Here is a 17,556-nt window from a genome sequence, read left to right as displayed (position 1 = left end):
TACTTAGCGACGATATTGGGCCAGGAAGGTCGCACTTGGGTCGGCCACTAGGGCTTCCAGGATATCAATCACTGCTTGCGATTCATTATCGCCAATTTGATAACGGCAGATAGCCAATAAATCTGGATCGGCGTTGCCCATGGCTAGGCTATAATCGACCACTTCCATCATGGTCTGGTCATTGAGGCTATCACCGAAGGCCATGGTCTGGCTGGCATCCGTCTGCAAATAGTCTTGCAGGTAGCGGATGGCCTTGCCCTTGCCCCCTTGGGGACTGAAGACATCAATCCAGCGACCACCACTGGTCACCGCATGCCCCTCTGGGAAACGTTCATTGAGAATCCGCGTCATGACCTTATTGTCAGCTACACTACGCTTACTCATGACCGATAGTTGAAGAATGGCTTCTTCTGGATTGAGGTCACGGAAATTAACCAAATGATCAATATGCGGATGGTAGAGACGGAAATGATCCAAGGCATCCTGATCTTGGGTCACGGCATAGGAGCCACGGTCGGTCATGACCAGACAGAAGAAATCTGAGAACTCATTGAGGAAGTCAATAATGGCTTCGGTCGTGTCATAGTCCAAGGCGCTATAATGAAGGCCTTGCTCTTCTACCATAATGGCGTTACCGTTAGTCGAGGCAAAGAGCAGTTCCTGACGTAATTGGTCATCAAAATAGCCACGTAACTTAGGATAGCTATTGCCTGAAGCAATACAGACACGGGTTCCGGCTTCCTTAAGGGCATGAACTGCCCGCTCGAAGCGATCCAAATCAAAGGACTTGTCCCCTCTTAAGAGGGTACCGTCCATATCAATGGCGATTAATTTCATTGATTCTTGTCTCCTTCACACTTGATTAAGGGAGGCGATTGCCTGCACTCTTGTAGATGTCATACCATTCTTGGCGAGTCATTTGCACACGTTCAGCCTGGGCCAGCGCTTCAATCCGTTTTGGGCTCATGGTCCCCACAATCGGTTGGAAGCCTGCCGGATGGCGCAAGAGCCAGGCAATGACCATGGCTTCGAAGGCCACACCATGTTGCTTAGCGCCCTGACTTAAGGTTTCTGTCAAGAGCTGATAGTCAGGATGGGTCATGAAGACGCCTTGATGCAAGTCGACCTGGAAGGGCGACCATGGTTGGATGGTCATGCCCTTGAGGCGACAATAATCCAGAATGCCCCCATCCCGGTTAATGCCTGCGACTTCTCGCATATTAACATTGAGACCAGCATCAATCATAGGCGTGTGGGCAGGCCCCAACTGCAATTGATTAATAATGAGGGGCTGGCTTAGACTGGCTTGAAGTAGCTCTATTTGATAAGGATTCTGATTGCTGACGCCGAAATAACGCACCTTACCGGCTGCATGCAAGCGATCGAAGGCGGCTGCCACCTGGTCCGGCTCCATCAGGGCATCGGGCCGATGTAGGAGCAAGACATCCAGATAGTCGGTCTTGAGGCGTTTGAGAATGCCGTCTACCGAATCCAAAATATGCTGGCTGGAAAAGTCAAAATATCCTTCCGGCAGGCGAATCCCACATTTGGACTGGATTAGCAGCTGATCACGCGGAATACCTAGTTCCTTGACAGCTTGAGCAAAGCGGACTTCCGACTCGCCCCGGCCATAGATATCGGCATGATCGAAGAAATTAATGCCGACCTGGCGGGCGGTCTCCAGAACCTGGCTGGCTTCTTGTAGCGAATGGGAGGCCATGCGCATGCAACCTAGGGCGATGCGACTGGCTCCGGCTAAGTGGCGACCAAGACATAAGGTTTCCATGATAGCGACTCCTTTATTGGCTGGCTTAGGAATGGGACAAGGTCTTACTTCTTGAACATACCGGTAATCCCGCGGGATACCACACGGCCGACTTCACGACCCACTTGGCCGACTACGTTCTTCATGAAACGATCCAAGAGATTGTCTGTCTTGCGACCACCAGTGCTAGTTGATTTCTTGCTAGTTTTTGCCACGTCTTCATCCTCCTCTTCTTCTACTTCTGCTGCCTCTTCGGCCTGAGCGGCTGCTAGGAGGGCCGCTTCCTGTTCTTGGGTTTGTTTGAGAATGACTTCATGGGCACTCTCACGGTCAATGGCTTCACCATACTTGTCATCCAATGGTGAGCTATTCATTAGGCTGGCCTTAACGGTTGGGTCGATGGTCCCTAAGAGACTTTGCGGTGGGTAAATGAGTACCCGGTCGGCCAGGCTAGGGCTCCCATCTTCCGTCAGGGTAGACACCACGGCTTCCCCTACCTTGAGTTCTTGAATGACCTTGGCTAGGTCTTGGTTGGCTTCTTGACGGAAGGTGTCCGCTACCGTTTTAACGGTTTTGAGTTCCTTAGGCGTAAAGGCCCGCAAACCATGCTGGATGCGGTTAGCCAATTGGCTGGCTACCTTGTCTGGAATATCGGTTGGGTTTTGGGTAATGAAATAAACCCCGACCCCTTTGGACCGTACTAAGCGGACAATAAGCTCAATCTTCTCTAATAAGACAGCCGGCGCATCCTTGAAAAGGGCGTGGGCTTCATCGAAGAAGAAGACCAACTTAGGTTTATCCAAGTCCCCGACTTCCGGAAGGTTCTCATAGAGCTCAGCCAAGAGGGCCAAGAGCACAGTCGCATACAAGGTTGGTTGGTTGAAGAGCTGTTCCGCATTGAGGATGTTGACAATCCCACGGCCATCGCTGTCTTGGCGCATGAGGTCGGCAATCTCCAAGCTTGGCTCACCAAAGAACTTGGCTGCCCCTTGTTGCTCTAAAATAACTAGAGAGCGTAAAATCGCCCCAACTGAACGTGCTGGAATGTTACCGTAATGTTGGCTTAAATCGCCAGCATGAGCGGCCACATAGTTAAGCATAGCCCGCAAGTCCATGAGGTCAATCAGCAAGAGACCTTGCTTATCGGCCACATCGAAGACCACGTTGAGAATGGATTCTTGGGTTTCATTGAGGCCCAAGAGACGGGTTAACATGACAGGCCCCATATCGGAGACGGTCAAACGCAAAGGCGTCCCGTTCTCGCCTTTGACATCCCAAAGTTGTACAGGATAAGAACTTGGTTCATAGTTCTCACGACCTGTCTGAGCCAGGCGCTCGCTGACATCGGTATTGTTGGCTTGAGCCAAGGACATAAGGTCCCCCTTGATATCAGAGAGGACGACTGGAATACCTTCTTGGCTTAACAATTCGGCCAAGACCTTAAGGGTCACGGTCTTACCGGTCCCTGTCGCACCGGCGATAATGCCGTGACGGTTTAATTTATCAAGGCGAAGTTGCGCTGGATGCGCCCCCTGCCCGAAGGTGATGACTGAAGTCATGCTCTTTCCCCCTTTTTCTTGATAGGCCTGGACAGTTTTGGTCCAGTTGCCATTCTACTCTTATTTTAACATATCCATAGCCCGTAAGCGACCACAAAAAAGCCGTCCACAGGTAAATCCTGTCGACGGCAGTCTATCTTAAAATTGTGCGAAGAATTCCAAGGCATCTCCCGCTTGCAATAGTTCCCCGTGTTCCTTCAGAATCGCTTCCTTGACGGTGGCTTCTTCCCCAAATTCCAACATGAAGAGGAATTGTTGGTAGAGACCGTCTGGCTCATAATCACCAATCACATCGCTCAAGACCAGATAGTAGGCGTCATTGTAGCGATAGAGGCTATTTTCAACTGGGAAGTCCCGTAGTTGACGTGCCAACTTGAGGAAATAATCCAAGCTATCGAAGCAGACAATCTCGGGCCCTACAGGTTCTTCCTGATCCTGGGCCTGTTCAATCTCGGCTTCAATCTCCTTGGTCAAGCCTTCTAGGACTTCTAGCTTCTCATTGACGCTGAGATCTTCTTGATCCTGGGCTTGTTGCTTATCTTTTAGGGCGGATTTACGACGGTCCAAGAGACGTTTGAGGACTTCGTTTTCCAGCAAATCTTCTAGGCCATTACCACTGCTACGGCTAATGTAGAGTTCGAGGCCTCGATCGGATGGGATGACATGGAAAGTGACGGAATCAGATTCCGCGAATTGGTTCTCCACGTCCACCTCTTCCAGGATGGAGTAGAAGAATTGCTCAATGCGGGCATGGTTGCTAATCAGTTCTAGGAAGTTAATCCCTCGTTCTTCCAGATCTTCCGGCATAATCAAGACTTTGATTGTATCCTCATTGATACGTTCCATTTCCATAGTAACACCTCCTCTATTTCTTCATTATACTAAACTTTAGGCCAAGACGCTATCCTAATGTATTGTCCTAAGGGAAAAGAAAGGCGAGGCAGAAACAAGGTTCCGGCCTCACCTAGACTCTATTCATTACTCATTGACTAAGGCTTGCACCTTACGCAATTCCAAGGCACGCACTTCGCGTGGCAAGAAACGACGAATTTCATCTTCATTGAAGCCGATTTGCAGGCGTTTCTCGTCAATCATGATTGGACGACGCAAGAGACCTGGTTGCTCTTGCACAATGCGATAAAAGTCATTCAAGGATATTTCGCTAATTTCAATATTTAAGTCTGAATATGCTTTGGAACGGGTTGAGACGATATCTTCTGTCCCTTCTTCTGTCATACGTAAAATATCTTTAATTTCTTGTAGAGACAGTGGTTCCGAAAAGATATTACGTTCTGTGTAGGGAATTTGATGTTCTTCCAACCAGGCGCGGGCCTTACGGCATGAAGTACAACTTGGGGTCGTATATAACGTTACCAAACTAATCACTCCTTTTTTCAATAACCACTACGATTACTACTCTGCTATTATACTACCCCTAGCCCCTGATTACTATACTTTTTTTGAAATTTAACAATAAATCATACTTAAGACCGAGATTAGTTCATAGCTGTAAACAAAACTTCACAAAAAATTCATATACTCTTAGGGAATTCTTTAAAAGTCCTTGTTCAATCTCTCCTCTGCCTTCTTTTGCCAGGAGGGCACCACATTGCTTTTGTCAATTAAGTGAAACTGCGTTATAATAATAGTAGCGAAACTAAGAGAGAATGAGGCTCGATTTGATGAAAGCAAAAATTTTTTCTGGCGTTCAACCCACTTCGGTTCCAACCATCGGGAACTACGTTGGAGCTATGCGCCAATTTGTTGAATTGCAAGACGACTATGACGCTACCTACTGTATCGTCAACCAGCACGCCATTACCGTGCCCCAAGACCCAGCCAAGCTCCACCAAACAACCCGTGAGTTGGCGGCCCTCTATCTGGCCCTAGGGATTGACCCTAAGAAGGCAACCATTTTCGTTCAGTCTGATGTCCCAGCCCACACGCAAGCAGCTTGGATAATTCTCTGTACGACCGGCTTGGGCGAATTGGAACGTATGACCCAATATAAAGATAAATCCACCAAGCAAGAAAGTGTCAACGCCGGCTTGCTCTGCTACCCTGCCTTAATGGTTGCAGACATTATTCTCTATGATGCAGCCTATGTACCAGTGGGCGAAGACCAGAAGCAGCATTTGGAGTTAACCCGTAACTATGTGGACCGCTTCAACCAACGCTACGGCAAGGGCAAGGAGCTCCTAGTCAAACCTGAAATCATCACCCCTAAATCCGGTGGCCGGGTCATGAGTCTGCAGGACCCATTCAGCAAGATGAGTAAATCCGATACCAATGCTAAGGCGACCATCTCCCTCCTAGATGATCCTAAGACCATCCTTAAGAAGATGAAGAGTGCCGTCACCGACTCGGTTGGCCAAGTCAATTACGACCGTGAAAATCAACCGGCTGTCAGCAACCTGCTGGATATTTTCTCTGCTTTTTCTGGCCGTTCAATTGACTCTCTGGTGGCTGAATATCATGAGGCTGGCTATGGGACCTTTAAGCAGGCCATTGCCGACAGTATTATCGCGACCCTAGAGCCAATCCAAGCGGAATATCATCGTCTCTTGACTTCTAGCACCCTAGACGACATCTTGGCTGACGGAGCTAAGAAGGCCAACCAACAGGCTAACAAGGTCCTAGCGCGGATGGAGAAGGCAATTGGCTTGACTTATCGCTAAAATTTGTGCTATAATGTTATATGTAGTAGATTGTTTTAATTATCAATAAATAAAAGGAGGTGACCCAAAATGGAATATGTAACTGATGTCGCTAAAGAACTCGAACAAGTTGTTGCCCAACTTAAGAATAAGCACATTCGGATGACGCCACAACGTCGCGCCATTCTGTCCTATATGATTCAGACACACAATCACCCTACCGTGGAAGAAATCTACCATGATCTCTTACCTGACTGGCCAAGCCTTAGTCTTGCGACCATCTATAATAACCTGTCTTTCCTAGTCAAAGAAGGTTATGTCAATGAGATGAAATTCTCTGATGTCACCAGTCGTTATGACTACATGGGCCTAAATGGCTACAACCATCAGCACATTATCTGTGAACGCTGTGGGAAAATTGCGGACTTCGCTATGACTAAGTTCCCAGATCCAACCGAAGACGTCCATAAACAAACCGGCTATACAACCAACCGGACTAAAGTCGAAGTTTACGGTGTCTGCCCAGACTGCCAAGGTCGCATCCGCGCCTGGTAATCACAGACGAAATCAAATGACGAGGACTGAGTCCTCGTCATTTTTGTATTCATAAAGCCAAAGGCAAGGGTGATTCCCTTGCCTTTTTGTCTGATGTTACCAGGTCATACGGGACCGCGACATGGTCCGTAGGGCGCGGTTGTAGTTGACCGCTGGTTTGAAACCACTTTGGTCGTTTGGCAGCGGATTGAGTCGTGCTTCCTCCAACTCTGGCAGACTGTCAACACGGCCTGACAGATAGTCCTTCAAGCGCGAAATGACCGCTTGCGTCCGGGTCATCAGCCCACCAATCCGGTATTCTAAGATTTCCAAGCCAAATGGGTTGGCTTCTTGTAACCAGACTTGACGACGACTTTGCAGGACGCGGTCATAGTCCGCAATCAGTTGTGGCAAGCGACCGTGAACGAGGTCAGCTAGCGTCTGACGGTCGTGGGCATGATAGGCCTGCCAGATTAAGTAAGGCAGGTTCCATTTGTTAGCCAAGCAGAGGGCATAGTCGCTATAGAACTGGTTGACAGCTGGGTTGCCACCCTCCATAGCATCGAAGTCAACGGCTAACTTGGCCATACGGGCCCCATAGTCCACATCCATGGACTCAATTTGTGGCATAAACATCGGCAGTAGCAAATCTTGATAGAAGAAGTATTTAGAAGGTGTCACATCAATACCTGCTAATTGATCCCATTCTGGCAACAAGTCTAATTCCCCTTGCTTGAGCCAGTCGGATAGGGATAAGCCGGTGAAGAAGCTTAGCCATTGGCTAAACTCCTCTTCTACATAGTCAGCATGGCTGTCTAGGTAAGAATAGAGGACCAGGCCGAAGACGGCCACTTCAAATGGTGACTCGGAGCTGTCATCGCCCCAGGCGGTCGCCATGACTTCCTGGATGCCGGTTTGGCGTGCCGCTTCTAGGCCGGCCAGGCTAGCCACCAAGGTCTTACGGTGGTGCGGTGTGTAACCCGTCCAACGCCAGGCCCCACCAGCAAAGCTGACTTGAGCCCCTAAACTACGGCGTTGGGCGATTTTATCCAAGTAAGCTTGGGTGCTATGTTGGTAGTAATCCCAGTACATGAGGCTGATGCCCTCAGGAATGGCAATTTTCTCGCCTTCTTCCACTTGGTTATACCAAGAGAAGAACATGTCATCCCAAATGATTGGTTCTAGGTCATAGCGGTCACAGAGGGTCTTCATACGGGCTAGGTGGTCCAGCATAATGTCAGTCTTGGCTCGCAAACCCACTTGATCCAGATAATGGCCCCGCCCTAGGTCATAGGCTTCATCCATACCTAAGTGAATGCGCTTGGTTGTAAAACAAGAAGAGAGTGAGGCCAGCATTTGGTCGATTAAGGTATAGGTCTCTTCCCGCCCTACGTGGAGGACGTCAGCCAAGTCTGCATATTGACTGTTAATATGCTCCCATTGGAAGAACTGGTTGAGGTGGGCCAAGGTCTGCACACAAGGCACCAACTCAATACCCAAGTCCTGGGCGTAAGCATCCAATTCACGCAAATCGGCCTGGCTATAACGGCCTCGGAAGGCCCCAAAATAAGGTTGCTCCGGAATTTCATAGACATCTTCCATATAGAGCATATACCAAGTGTGGCCTAAGACGGCCAAGCGTCTTAAGAGGGACTTAACATAGTCCACCTTGGCAACAGCATTGCGGGAGTTATCCAGCATGAGGCCATTGCGACTGAAGCTAATGGGCTGACTAAAGCTGCTGGTCTGGCCGGCTTGTTGCCGCATATTCCAGAGGGCCAAGCCATGGAAGAAATGCGGTAGGTCAGGTGCCACAATGAGGACGCCCTCTCCTTGGTCGGCTACTTCTAACTTGCCCGCCGGGCCCGCTTGATAGTCAACCAGGTGGCCATCAGGCGCTAGGGATAGGTCTAATTCTGCTACTAGACGCTGAACCTTGTCGCGCAAGGCCGCATCTTCAATCCAAATCTTAGTCATACTACTTACCCTTTCTTAAGGCGATAGGTCTTGATTTCATAAGGCGCAATCAGCGAAGAGGTCGCCTCTAGGTCCTCTTCTAAGAGGTTGACCGATTGCAACTTGCTAGGTAGATAAGGTGCCAGGTCGAGCGTCTCTGAAGCATGGCTGACTAGGCGGAGAATCCAATCTTGGCTATCGTGGGCCTGCTTGAAGGCCGTCACTTCGATGCCTCTTGGCAGGTCATTGACCTTGACTGGGCTGGCTTGCCAGTCAGCCAAATCTTGACCTAGGCTGGCTTGCTTAACCAAGAGTGGGATGAAGATGGAAGACCCGGTCGCAAAGCTTTGGCTTAACTGATCTTGGCCTTGCCAGAATTGGAGGTAGGCACTGGCTTCGTAATCGCCCAGACATTGGGCTTCCGGTGTTGGGAAGTAACCCCAGTCACCTAATTCGCCGGTGCAACGCAAGCAAGTCAGATAGAGATAAGTCGCTTGGTCGTCGACGGTCACTTCATATTCAGGTAGCCCCTGTACGCTCAAGGTCAAACCTTGACTCTCCCCAATGGCCACATTGCGGTGCAAGGCTTGTGGGTTACTTGGATTACGCCATTCAGGCGCCACATGGTTAGAGCGCCAGAGCCATTCATAGGCAGAGTCGACAAAGTGGCGGTCCGTGCGTTCAGGCAGCTTGAAGCCCAGTCGTACCCGGTGGTCCAAGACCTCATTGTGACCTTCTAGACGGATGGCCACGCCCCGTGATTGAGGGGTCAGGCTATAGGTGACGAAGATTTCAACCGGTACTGTCTCGTCAGCCCGGCCAATTTGGCGTTCGACCACATCGATGACTTGTTTTTGCGCCTCTAATAAGGCATAGTCAGCCGAAATTGGCACTTGAAGTTGATAGCCTAGGACCAGATGATCAGCCAAACCATCATGGATGACCCGGGTGCTAATGAGAGCGTCGGCTTGGGTCAGGCGTTGGCCTAAGGATTCGCGGAAAATATACTCGTTGCCCACATCCCCCGTTTCTTCTAAGAGCCCTTGGTCTTCATAGACCTGGCCGGTCACCTTATCGGTGATAGTGACAGAGCCATTAGCTGCAAGGGCCACTTTGAGGTAGTCATTCTCGATGACCTCCTTGTCTTGGGCCCCGCCTTCTAGTTCCAGGTCCTCTGTCTTAGGCACCAAATAGTACTCAGCCAAGGACATGGCAGGCACGGTGGCTAGCCATTCCACTTCTAATTCACGAGCGAAGTAAGCCCGGCGGAAGCGGTCATCTGGTAGGTCATAGTCGAAGTTAGCCCCTAGGTCCACAATGGTGGCAGGCACGACTTGGCCTTGGCCATCCACTAATTGGTAGTCTTCAATGGCTAATTCTGCCATGCGTTTGTAGGCTTCTTTAACCGGATATTGACTGAAGAAGGCCCGGTCTAAGACGACTTTGCTGACTAGACGTCCTTCCTTGAGGCAATTGCTTGGGTTCCAGACCTGCAAGACATAAGGCTGGTCTGGCAAACGATTTGGCGCCTTGACCTGCTGAGCCAAGAAGTCTAGAAGGCCCCGCACTAGGGTCTGGCTAGCCGCTTGGACGGCTTCAAAACGTGACACCATGCCCCGGTGAACTTCGTCGATACTACAGCCACAAATGCTGTCATGAGGGTAGTTCTGTAAGAGGGTCTTCCAGATAAAGTCAATTTTATCGCTTGGGTAGACAAAACCGTAGCGGCTAGCTAAGGTGGCCAAAGGCTCCAGGACTTGCTCTAAATAGTCAGACAGACGAGCTGAGTACTGCTTGAGGTAGAGACGGGAAGAAGCGGTATTGGCCAAAGTATACCAACCATCCGTTGCTTGCGAACGTAGTTCCCCTTCCACCACACTTAATTGTGGTTGATTGCTTGCTAGACTCGCTTCTAGGGCTTCTTGATAGAGGGTAAAATTAGAGTGGATGAATTCATAGTCTGGGTAGAGCTGGTTGGCCAAGGCAATGGCTTGGGACAAATCCTCCTGGGCAGGTTGGTGGTCACAGCCATTGAGCATGAGCAACTGGTCAGAGACCGCATAGCGCTCAGCATCGGCTAATTTCTTGTCCCAGAAGACTTTGGCTTGCTCTGAATCAGTAGGGATTTCATTGCCGTTACTATACCAGTTAGCGAAGAGAATCCCCATGACATCCGAGCCATCTGGACTCTTCCAGGTCAGCTCTGAGAAGGCCGACTTGAAGCTGCCTTCTTCAAAGGTCTGGTTGTCAAAGCCCGTTGGTTTGACCCCGCGACCAAAGGCCGCCACAGACATGCCCATGCCACGAGTGATTTGTGGAGTTTGGCCGGTCAGGCCGAAGGTATCCGGATAGTAACCTAATTGTTCGCCCTTAACCCCCCAGCGTTTGAGATCTTGATAACCAATCAGACCGTTACGCACGGTTGCCTCGCCACTAATCAGGAAGGCATCCTGCAAGATATAAAAGGGCCCAATCCGTAATTTACCGGACTGAACGGCCGCCTTAAGGCGCGCTTCTTGATGAGGACGAATTTGTAGATAGTCGTCCAAGGTGATGGTCTGGCCATCCAGGTGGAAGTAACGGTAGTCTGGATCTGTGTCGAACAGGTCTAGGACTTGATCAATCAAGTCGACTAAACGTAGGTGGTGTTCTTCAAAGGGAAGATACCATTCCCGATCCCAGTGGGAGTGGGAAATGATATGAACGGTTTTCTTGCTCATTTTATTGCCTCATGTCTTTCTAGCGTTTAACGCGAATATCGAAGTAGTCTAATAGTAGTTCGCAGAACATCATATTAGACCAGGAGAACCACTCCCGGGTGTAACGACTGTCATCGTCCACGTGGAAGGATTCGTGCATTTGGTTGGTGCCGGCGTCCGTATTGACCAGCAAGTCTAAAATCCGAGCCTTCTCTGCCTTATGGCTAGTCGTTAAACCTTCCATAGAGAGGGAAATTGGCCAGATATATTGATCCCAGGTATGGGAGGAGCCCAAGCCACTGGCTAATTTGCCACTGTAGTAGTAAGGGTTCTCTGGCGACAGAACGGTCTGCCGTGTGGCCACGTAGATCGGATCATCTTCTGAACAGAAGCCTAAGTAAGGCAGGGAAAGTAAGTTTGGCACATTGCCATCATCCATGATGCTGGCATTGCCTAAACCATCCACTTCGTAAGCATAGACTGCTTGACCTTGGGCGTTTTGAATGATCCCATAACGCTCAATGCCGGCCTGGATTTGATCCTTAAGGGCGGCCGCTAGTTCGATTTCTTCTTGGCTCAAGCCCAAGAATGGCGCCAATTCTGCCACATAGCCCAAGACCACGCTGGCAAATTGGTTGGATGGCACCAGGTAGTGGTAGGTGCAGCGGTCATCACTTGGCCGGAAGCCAGACCAGGTCATGCCGGTGTAGCCAACGGGTGAGCCCTTGCCATCAAAAGGCAGGGTGTCTTCCTGGCGGTCAGTGTCACGCACAAAGCGATAAGGACTAGACCCTGCATGGTCTTGCTCTGTGCGCCAGAGGTCTAGAATAGTCACCAACCCCTTGCGGACAGTCTCTGTTAAGTGGTCGGTCCGGCCACTATTGACATAAAGTAGGTAAGCTAACTGAATGGCATAGGCCAAGCTATCAATTTCGTATTTGCGCTCCCAAATCCAGTCATTCATTTGCGTGTGATCGGTCGCCCCGTGGCCTTGGCCATTTGGTTCTTGGTTGAAGGCATTGGTATAAGGGTCAATTAAGATATAGCCAAATTGGCGCTGGACTAAACCGGCAATCATGTCGTAGATGTCCTCATGCTCCTTAGCTAAGACTAGGTAAGGCCGTACTTGTGCGGTCGAGTCACGCAGCCACATAGCCGGAATATCCCCGGTCACCACGAAGGTGCTGCCATCTTCTAGGCGTTCGATGGTGGTCTCTAGGGTATTTAGGAAGCACTCATGAAAGACCTCCGCCCAACGGGGATTGACCGCCCGGGCTTGATCACAAATCTTTTCCATATATTTTTTTAATTCAGTTGATACTGGCATTGCCATTTTTTCTTCCTCCTCATCACGAATCGAGTCTCCTCTATCCTCTATTATTGCTAAGCGCTTACCCTAAATCAAGTCTTGTCAGAGACTTCTCTATTTTTTGCTAAAACAACTATAATTTGTTAATATAAGCCCCTCAGAAAAACAGCAAAAAACCCCGCGAAAGCCTTTCCTTTGTGCTATACTAACATTAGCAGCTGATAAGGAGGTTCCCATGGCTGATTCTACTATCCCATCTTTCCTGCGGCCCACCAAGAAGTCTAGTCTCTTAGTGCTGGCCCTCTATACCTTTATTTTTAGCTTTTTGATGCCAGATGCTGGAAGCCTCTGGTCTGATTACGGCCAAATTTTAAGTAAACAAAGCTACCTAATGACCGACTTTACGGCCATGGGTATGGCGGCCACTTTCTTCAATGTGGCTTGCCATTTTGTCATTGCCTACATTCTCATCTACACGAACACCCGGTCACGCCTTAATGGTTTGCAAGCGGCAGCCGCCGGTATCTTTGCTGGCCACGCCCTCTTCGGGACCCATGTCTTGAATATCCTACCTATTATTTATGGGGTCTACCTCTATAGTCGCTGGACCGGCCAATCCTTCGGTTCCTTGACCACGGTCAGCCTCTTCGCCACTTCGGCAGCACCCTTTATCTCCTTCTGGGCCATCGCCCCTGGCTTGTCCTGGTGGTCGCTAATTCTGGCTGCCCTGATTGGCACCGGCGTTGGCTTTATCTCGGCGCCTTTGGCTGAGCAATACCTTAAGTTCCACCAAGGCTTTAACCTCTATAACTTTGGTTTCGCCATGGGCCTTATCGCCATGTTCGGAACCATTAGCTTCCGCTACTTCAAGCTAGAGGCGCCTAGCCTCAGCATCCTCAGTCAAGATCATCATAGCCTCTTAATCCTCTATTTGCTAGGCATCCTGCTAGGCCTCTTTGGCCTAGCGGTCTTCAAACGGACAGAAGTCAAAGCCAACTACGGCAAACTCTTGCGCCGGGCCGGTCGGACACCGGATGACTTCCTAGCTCACTTTGGCTTCGGGACGGCAGCCTTCAATATGGCCCTTAACGGCAGCCTCTACTTGCTGCTGGCCCTAGCCTTGGGCGTCCAATTCAATGGACCTATCCTGGGCGGTATCCTAGGGGTCATGGGTTTCTCCGCCTTCGGTAAGCACCCACGTAACTGCCTGCCTATCTCAGCCGGCATTCTGCTAGCTGCCTTATTGCTAGGCCAAGATCCCGCCCAATCTTCGGTTTGGGTGCCTATCTTATTTGGGACCACCCTAGCGCCAATTGCTGGACATTATGGCATCATTTATGGTGCAGTCGCAGGCTTTTTGCATTATAATGTAGTGAGTATGGTCTTTAGCTTACACGCAGGCATGAGCCTCTATAACAACGGCTTTGCGGGTGGCTTTGTCGCCGCCTTCCTGGTACCCATCTATGATACCCTGCGCAGCAACCATCACGCCTATGATGATTAGAAGGAGCCCCCTATGAATATCGAAAAACACAAAGCAACGCGTATTATGAAGGAGATTGTCTCCTATTTCTTAGACAATGGCCTTAATGATTTTAACCTGGACTTTAAGGCTAGCAACCAAGTCATTGAAATGACCGTCCAAGCGCCCTGTCAGGCCGAACCCGCTAGCTTCCAAGAGCTACTCAAGGATCTGCAAAGCCCGCGGGAGATCGAAGTGGACGAATACTTCAATGCCCTCCTGGGTAGTCACTGCACCGGCCATGACTACAGCTTCCTGGGCAAGGCCATTGACGAAGCCCTGGGTGGCTTCCAAGACGGCGTCTTGACTCTTACCATCAGACGTTACAAAATCAAATAATTTAGTCACTAGTAGAAAGGATTGTTTCCCCCATGGATTTTCTCCGCATGCCAGCTTATCAACTCTTCTTACACCCTGTTACGGGTGGTGCCATCTGGGGCTATGTGCTCGCCATGATTTATCTGCGCTATGTCCGTCGCTTCCCACAATACAAACCGCACTTCTATGGTGCCTTGGCTATCTTGATTTATGTGGCACCCCTCTTCTTAACCCAGCACATCAGCATCACTCATGGTGTGACCTGCGGATTAGCCTATGTCCTGACCCGTCTCTATGAATATGACCGGTCACAAGTTGCTAACTAAATAGACACGAGCCCCCTTGGGAGCTCTTTTTTTGTGGCTGGCCTGATAAGATTTGAGGTAAAATTTTTTTGGGGTATTTTAGATTTTGCTTAATATTTTTGGGATGACTCTTGGCAAAACATTCATAGTAGGAGTCACTATAAACTTCTTGGTTTTCAGTTTTTTGATACGAGTTGTGGTTAACCACAACTCGCTGCCAAATATTGATTAGCAAGATTGTTTTGGAGTTAGCGTCTATCGGTTCTGAGTGTCTTTGGACCTAAAGTAGCTATCTAGTTGTGTCAGGCTTATGCCTCCATTGGCTATTTTCAACAAAAATTATTCTGGCCATTTTACATTTCTATCCATATTATTCCGATGAACATTGATAGCACAGCAATAATAGACACCACCATCACTTTCTTGCTTTTCAGTATCTTTATGCGAGTTCGGGTTAACCCGAACTCGGCGTAAAATATTGAAAAGCAAGATAATTTAATTCTCGGCCTTTGTGGCGAGAACTCGTAATCGCCTTTCGGCATTAAAACCTAAAGCAGGCATTTGGAGCCGGACCGGCTCTAGCCTGGCCAGGCCAGTCTTCCAACAGATTTCTCGCCGTCTAACTCTCTCTTTTGTCCCAAACATGAGCCTTGTCTCCACTAAAAAATACTTGGACTAATTTAAATTTCTCAATGTTTTCTACACTTTGCTATTGATATAAAGGCAATAAAATCTTCCCCTATGACTTTTTTGCTTTTCAAGATTACCCACCCAGTTCGGGTTAACCCGAACTAGGCCTAAAATATTGAAGAACAAGATGACGATAACCCGCCCTCCGGTCTCCGAGAATTCGTCCCTTCTCTTTCCTTGAAGGTCCTGAATCTTCAAGGTATAATGATAGAGACACTGATAGAAAGGAATCGCCTACTATGATTCTACTACAAGCCAATGACCTGGCTCGGCGCTTTGCCGATGACACCCTCTATGAAGGGGTCTCCTTCAATATCCAAACTCAAGACCGCATTGCCCTAGTGGGCCGTAATGGGGCCGGCAAGTCCACCCTGATTAAGCAAATCATGGGCGAGGAGCCAATCTCGGACGGTTCCATCACCAAGGCCAAAGGCCTAAAAATCGGCTACCTGGCCCAACATGTTCGGACCGAATGGAACGACAGCCTGTCCATCTGGGATACCATGCTAGCGGTCTTCCAGGAGACTTTGGCCCTACGCCAGACAGCTGAGGAAGCCGCCATGCGACTAGCTGAGCTGTCTGATGACACCCAAGCGCCAGCCTACCAGGCTGCCTTGGAGCGCTACGACCAACTCCAGGAGGCCCTAACCCAACGCAATGCCTATGCTATTGAGTCCGATATCCGGACCGTTCTACACGGTTTCCGTTTCTACGAAGCTGACTATGCCACGCCGGTTAGCCAATTATCCGGGGGGCAACGGACCCGCCTTGCCCTGGCCCGCATCCTACTTATGGACTATGACCTGCTGATTCTGGACGAGCCGACCAACCACTTAGACATGACTACCCTAGCCTGGCTAGAAACTTACCTGACTGGCTACAAGGGCGCCCTCCTCCTGGTTTCCCACGACCGTTATTTCCTGGATAAGGTAGTCAACCAGGTCCTGGAACTGCGCCATCATCGTCTCCACACCTACAAGGGCAATTACAGCTACTATGTGGAAGAGAAGGCCCTGCGTCTGGCCGCTGAGGAGAAGGCCTATGCCGCCCAACAAGCTACCATTCAAAAACTCGAAGACTTCGTCCAACGTAACCTGGTGCGGGCTTCAACGACCAAACGGGCCCAAAGTCGCCGCAAGCAGTTGGAGAAAATGGACCGCCTAGACAAGCCTAAGCAAGACAAGCAGGCGCCCCGCATCCAGTTCCTGGCAGCCAAGGACTCCGGTGAAGATGTTCTCGCCGTCGATCATTTGGCGGTGGGCTATGAAGCCACGCCGGTCGCTCAGGACCTCAACCTCCAGGTCCGGCGCCAAGAAGCCATCGCCCTAGTAGGACCTAACGGGGTCGGCAAGACCACCCTGCTCAAGACTCTGATTGGCCAGTTGCCTGCCCTGGCAGGGACCTATCGCTTTGGCACGGGCGTTCAAGTCGGCTACTACGACCAGAACCTGGTCTTGCCTGACGAGAATTTGACCGTCTTAGAAACCCTCTGGCAAGCTCATGACACTACCGACGAGAAGGTCATTCGGACCATTTTAGGCAGCTTCCTCTTCTCGGGCGATGATGTCCTCAAGAAGGTCTCCATGCTGAGTGGGGGCGAGAAGGCCCGGCTCAGTCTAGCCCTGCTAGCCACCGAGCACGACAACACCCTGATTCTAGACGAACCGACCAACCACTTGGATATCGACAGCAAGGAAGTTCTGGAAGATGCCCTGATTGCCTTCGATGGCACCCTGCTCTTCGTCTCCCACGACCGCTATTTCATCAATCGCTTGGCGACGCAAGTAGTCGAAGTCACCCCGCAAGGCGTCAAGACCTACCTAGGCGACTACGATTATTATCAGGAGAAGAAGGCCGAAGAAGCCTTAATTGCCCAGAGCCAATCTAGCGAGGCAGGCACTGAGCCTAAGGCGGCCAATTCAGCTAATCCGGCCCAACAAGACTATCAAGCCATGAAAGAAGCCAAGCGTCAACGCCGCCGCTTGGAAGAAGCCGTGGATCAGGCAGACGCCAGCCACGCCCAATGGGAGGCTCGCATCGCCCAACTCCACACCCAGATGGAGACGGCTGCCTTGGCCAATGACCAGAGCCAGCTAGCCCAGCTCCACCAAGACCTGCAAGAGGCTGAAGCTGCCCAACTTGAGGCCTTAGAAGCCTGGGAAAGTGCCAGCCTGGCCTTGGAAGACTTTCTAGCCTAAGTTTAGCATTTTCCCGATATATCATATATGATATATCGGGAAAG

At 50.1% G+C, this 17,556-nt stretch carries 14 protein-coding genes; 6 read left to right on the top strand and 8 right to left on the bottom strand.

Going from position 1 to position 17,556, the window contains the following annotated elements; translation table 11 throughout:
• Positions 1 to 3: 3 nt before the first annotated feature.
• The 5 genes from V7R82_RS01260 to spxA form a co-directional block, all read right to left on the bottom strand.
• On the bottom strand, positions 4 to 837 hold the full coding sequence (locus V7R82_RS01260) for a Cof-type HAD-IIB family hydrolase (RefSeq protein ID WP_291432190.1): 834 nt from the start codon (positions 835 to 837) through the stop codon (positions 4 to 6).
• Between the two features lie 25 nt (positions 838 to 862).
• Entirely contained in the window at positions 863 to 1,786 is a 924-nt protein-coding gene (locus tag V7R82_RS01255; RefSeq protein ID WP_303766270.1) for an aldo/keto reductase, read from the bottom strand.
• A gap of 44 nt (positions 1,787 to 1,830) precedes the next feature.
• Positions 1,831 to 3,324: a helicase HerA-like domain-containing protein gene (locus V7R82_RS01250; protein WP_291432186.1), complete on the bottom strand. Its 1,494-nt coding sequence runs from the start codon at positions 3,322 to 3,324 to the stop codon at positions 1,831 to 1,833.
• Positions 3,325 to 3,462: 138 nt separating this feature from the next.
• Positions 3,463 to 4,176 carry an adaptor protein MecA gene (locus V7R82_RS01245; RefSeq protein WP_291432184.1) on the bottom strand — a complete coding sequence of 238 codons (714 nt, stop codon included), beginning with the start codon at positions 4,174 to 4,176 and terminating at the stop codon, positions 3,463 to 3,465.
• Between the two features lie 126 nt (positions 4,177 to 4,302).
• Positions 4,303 to 4,701 (bottom strand): transcriptional regulator SpxA, encoded by a 399-nt coding sequence (spxA, locus tag V7R82_RS01240; RefSeq protein ID WP_035364812.1) that lies wholly within the window; start codon positions 4,699 to 4,701, stop codon positions 4,303 to 4,305.
• Between the two features lie 305 nt (positions 4,702 to 5,006).
• On the opposite strand from spxA, the gene trpS reads away from it, so the two are divergent.
• Together trpS and V7R82_RS01230 are read left to right on the top strand one after the other, a co-directional pair.
• The gene (gene trpS, locus V7R82_RS01235) at positions 5,007 to 6,002 is read left to right on the top strand and encodes a tryptophan--tRNA ligase (RefSeq protein WP_291454031.1); all 996 of its coding nucleotides are present in this window, start codon (positions 5,007 to 5,009) and stop codon (positions 6,000 to 6,002) included.
• A gap of 69 nt (positions 6,003 to 6,071) precedes the next feature.
• Entirely contained in the window at positions 6,072 to 6,536 is a 465-nt protein-coding gene (locus V7R82_RS01230) for a Fur family transcriptional regulator (RefSeq protein ID WP_023392324.1), read from the top strand.
• A gap of 96 nt (positions 6,537 to 6,632) precedes the next feature.
• Here V7R82_RS01230 and V7R82_RS01225 read toward each other — a convergent pair whose 3' ends face one another.
• Genes V7R82_RS01225 through V7R82_RS01215 form a run of 3 tightly spaced genes read right to left on the bottom strand, consistent with a single transcriptional unit; the run spans position 6,633 to position 12,503 of the window.
• Positions 6,633 to 8,492 carry a beta-N-acetylhexosaminidase gene (locus V7R82_RS01225; RefSeq protein ID WP_338542953.1) on the bottom strand — a complete coding sequence of 620 codons (1,860 nt, stop codon included), beginning with the start codon at positions 8,490 to 8,492 and terminating at the stop codon, positions 6,633 to 6,635.
• A gap of 5 nt (positions 8,493 to 8,497) precedes the next feature.
• Positions 8,498 to 11,191: an alpha-mannosidase gene (locus tag V7R82_RS01220; RefSeq protein ID WP_338542952.1), complete on the bottom strand. Its 2,694-nt coding sequence runs from the start codon at positions 11,189 to 11,191 to the stop codon at positions 8,498 to 8,500.
• Between the two features lie 19 nt (positions 11,192 to 11,210).
• Positions 11,211 to 12,503 (bottom strand): glycoside hydrolase family 125 protein, encoded by a 1,293-nt coding sequence (locus V7R82_RS01215; protein WP_422388384.1) that lies wholly within the window; start codon positions 12,501 to 12,503, stop codon positions 11,211 to 11,213.
• Between the two features lie 211 nt (positions 12,504 to 12,714).
• Between V7R82_RS01215 and V7R82_RS01210 the strand changes: the two genes are divergently transcribed.
• From V7R82_RS01210 to V7R82_RS01195, 4 genes are all read left to right on the top strand, one after another.
• On the top strand, positions 12,715 to 13,983 hold the full coding sequence (locus tag V7R82_RS01210; protein ID WP_338542950.1) for a DUF1576 domain-containing protein: 1,269 nt from the start codon (positions 12,715 to 12,717) through the stop codon (positions 13,981 to 13,983).
• Between the two features lie 12 nt (positions 13,984 to 13,995).
• Positions 13,996 to 14,340 carry a hypothetical protein gene (locus V7R82_RS01205; RefSeq protein ID WP_338542948.1) on the top strand — a complete coding sequence of 115 codons (345 nt, stop codon included), beginning with the start codon at positions 13,996 to 13,998 and terminating at the stop codon, positions 14,338 to 14,340.
• Between the two features lie 32 nt (positions 14,341 to 14,372).
• Complete coding sequence (locus V7R82_RS01200) at positions 14,373 to 14,645, top strand: hypothetical protein (RefSeq protein WP_338542947.1); 273 nt, start codon at positions 14,373 to 14,375, stop codon at positions 14,643 to 14,645.
• A gap of 908 nt (positions 14,646 to 15,553) precedes the next feature.
• Positions 15,554 to 17,512 carry an ABC-F family ATP-binding cassette domain-containing protein gene (locus tag V7R82_RS01195; RefSeq protein ID WP_338542945.1) on the top strand — a complete coding sequence of 653 codons (1,959 nt, stop codon included), beginning with the start codon at positions 15,554 to 15,556 and terminating at the stop codon, positions 17,510 to 17,512.
• Positions 17,513 to 17,556 lie beyond the last annotated feature (44 nt).

The sequence above is a fragment of the Abiotrophia defectiva ATCC 49176 genome, from assembly GCF_037041345.1.
In the GTDB taxonomy this organism is placed as follows: Bacteria; Bacillota; Bacilli; order Lactobacillales; family Aerococcaceae; genus Abiotrophia.
This window is presented reverse-complemented; position numbering and strand designations above follow the sequence as displayed.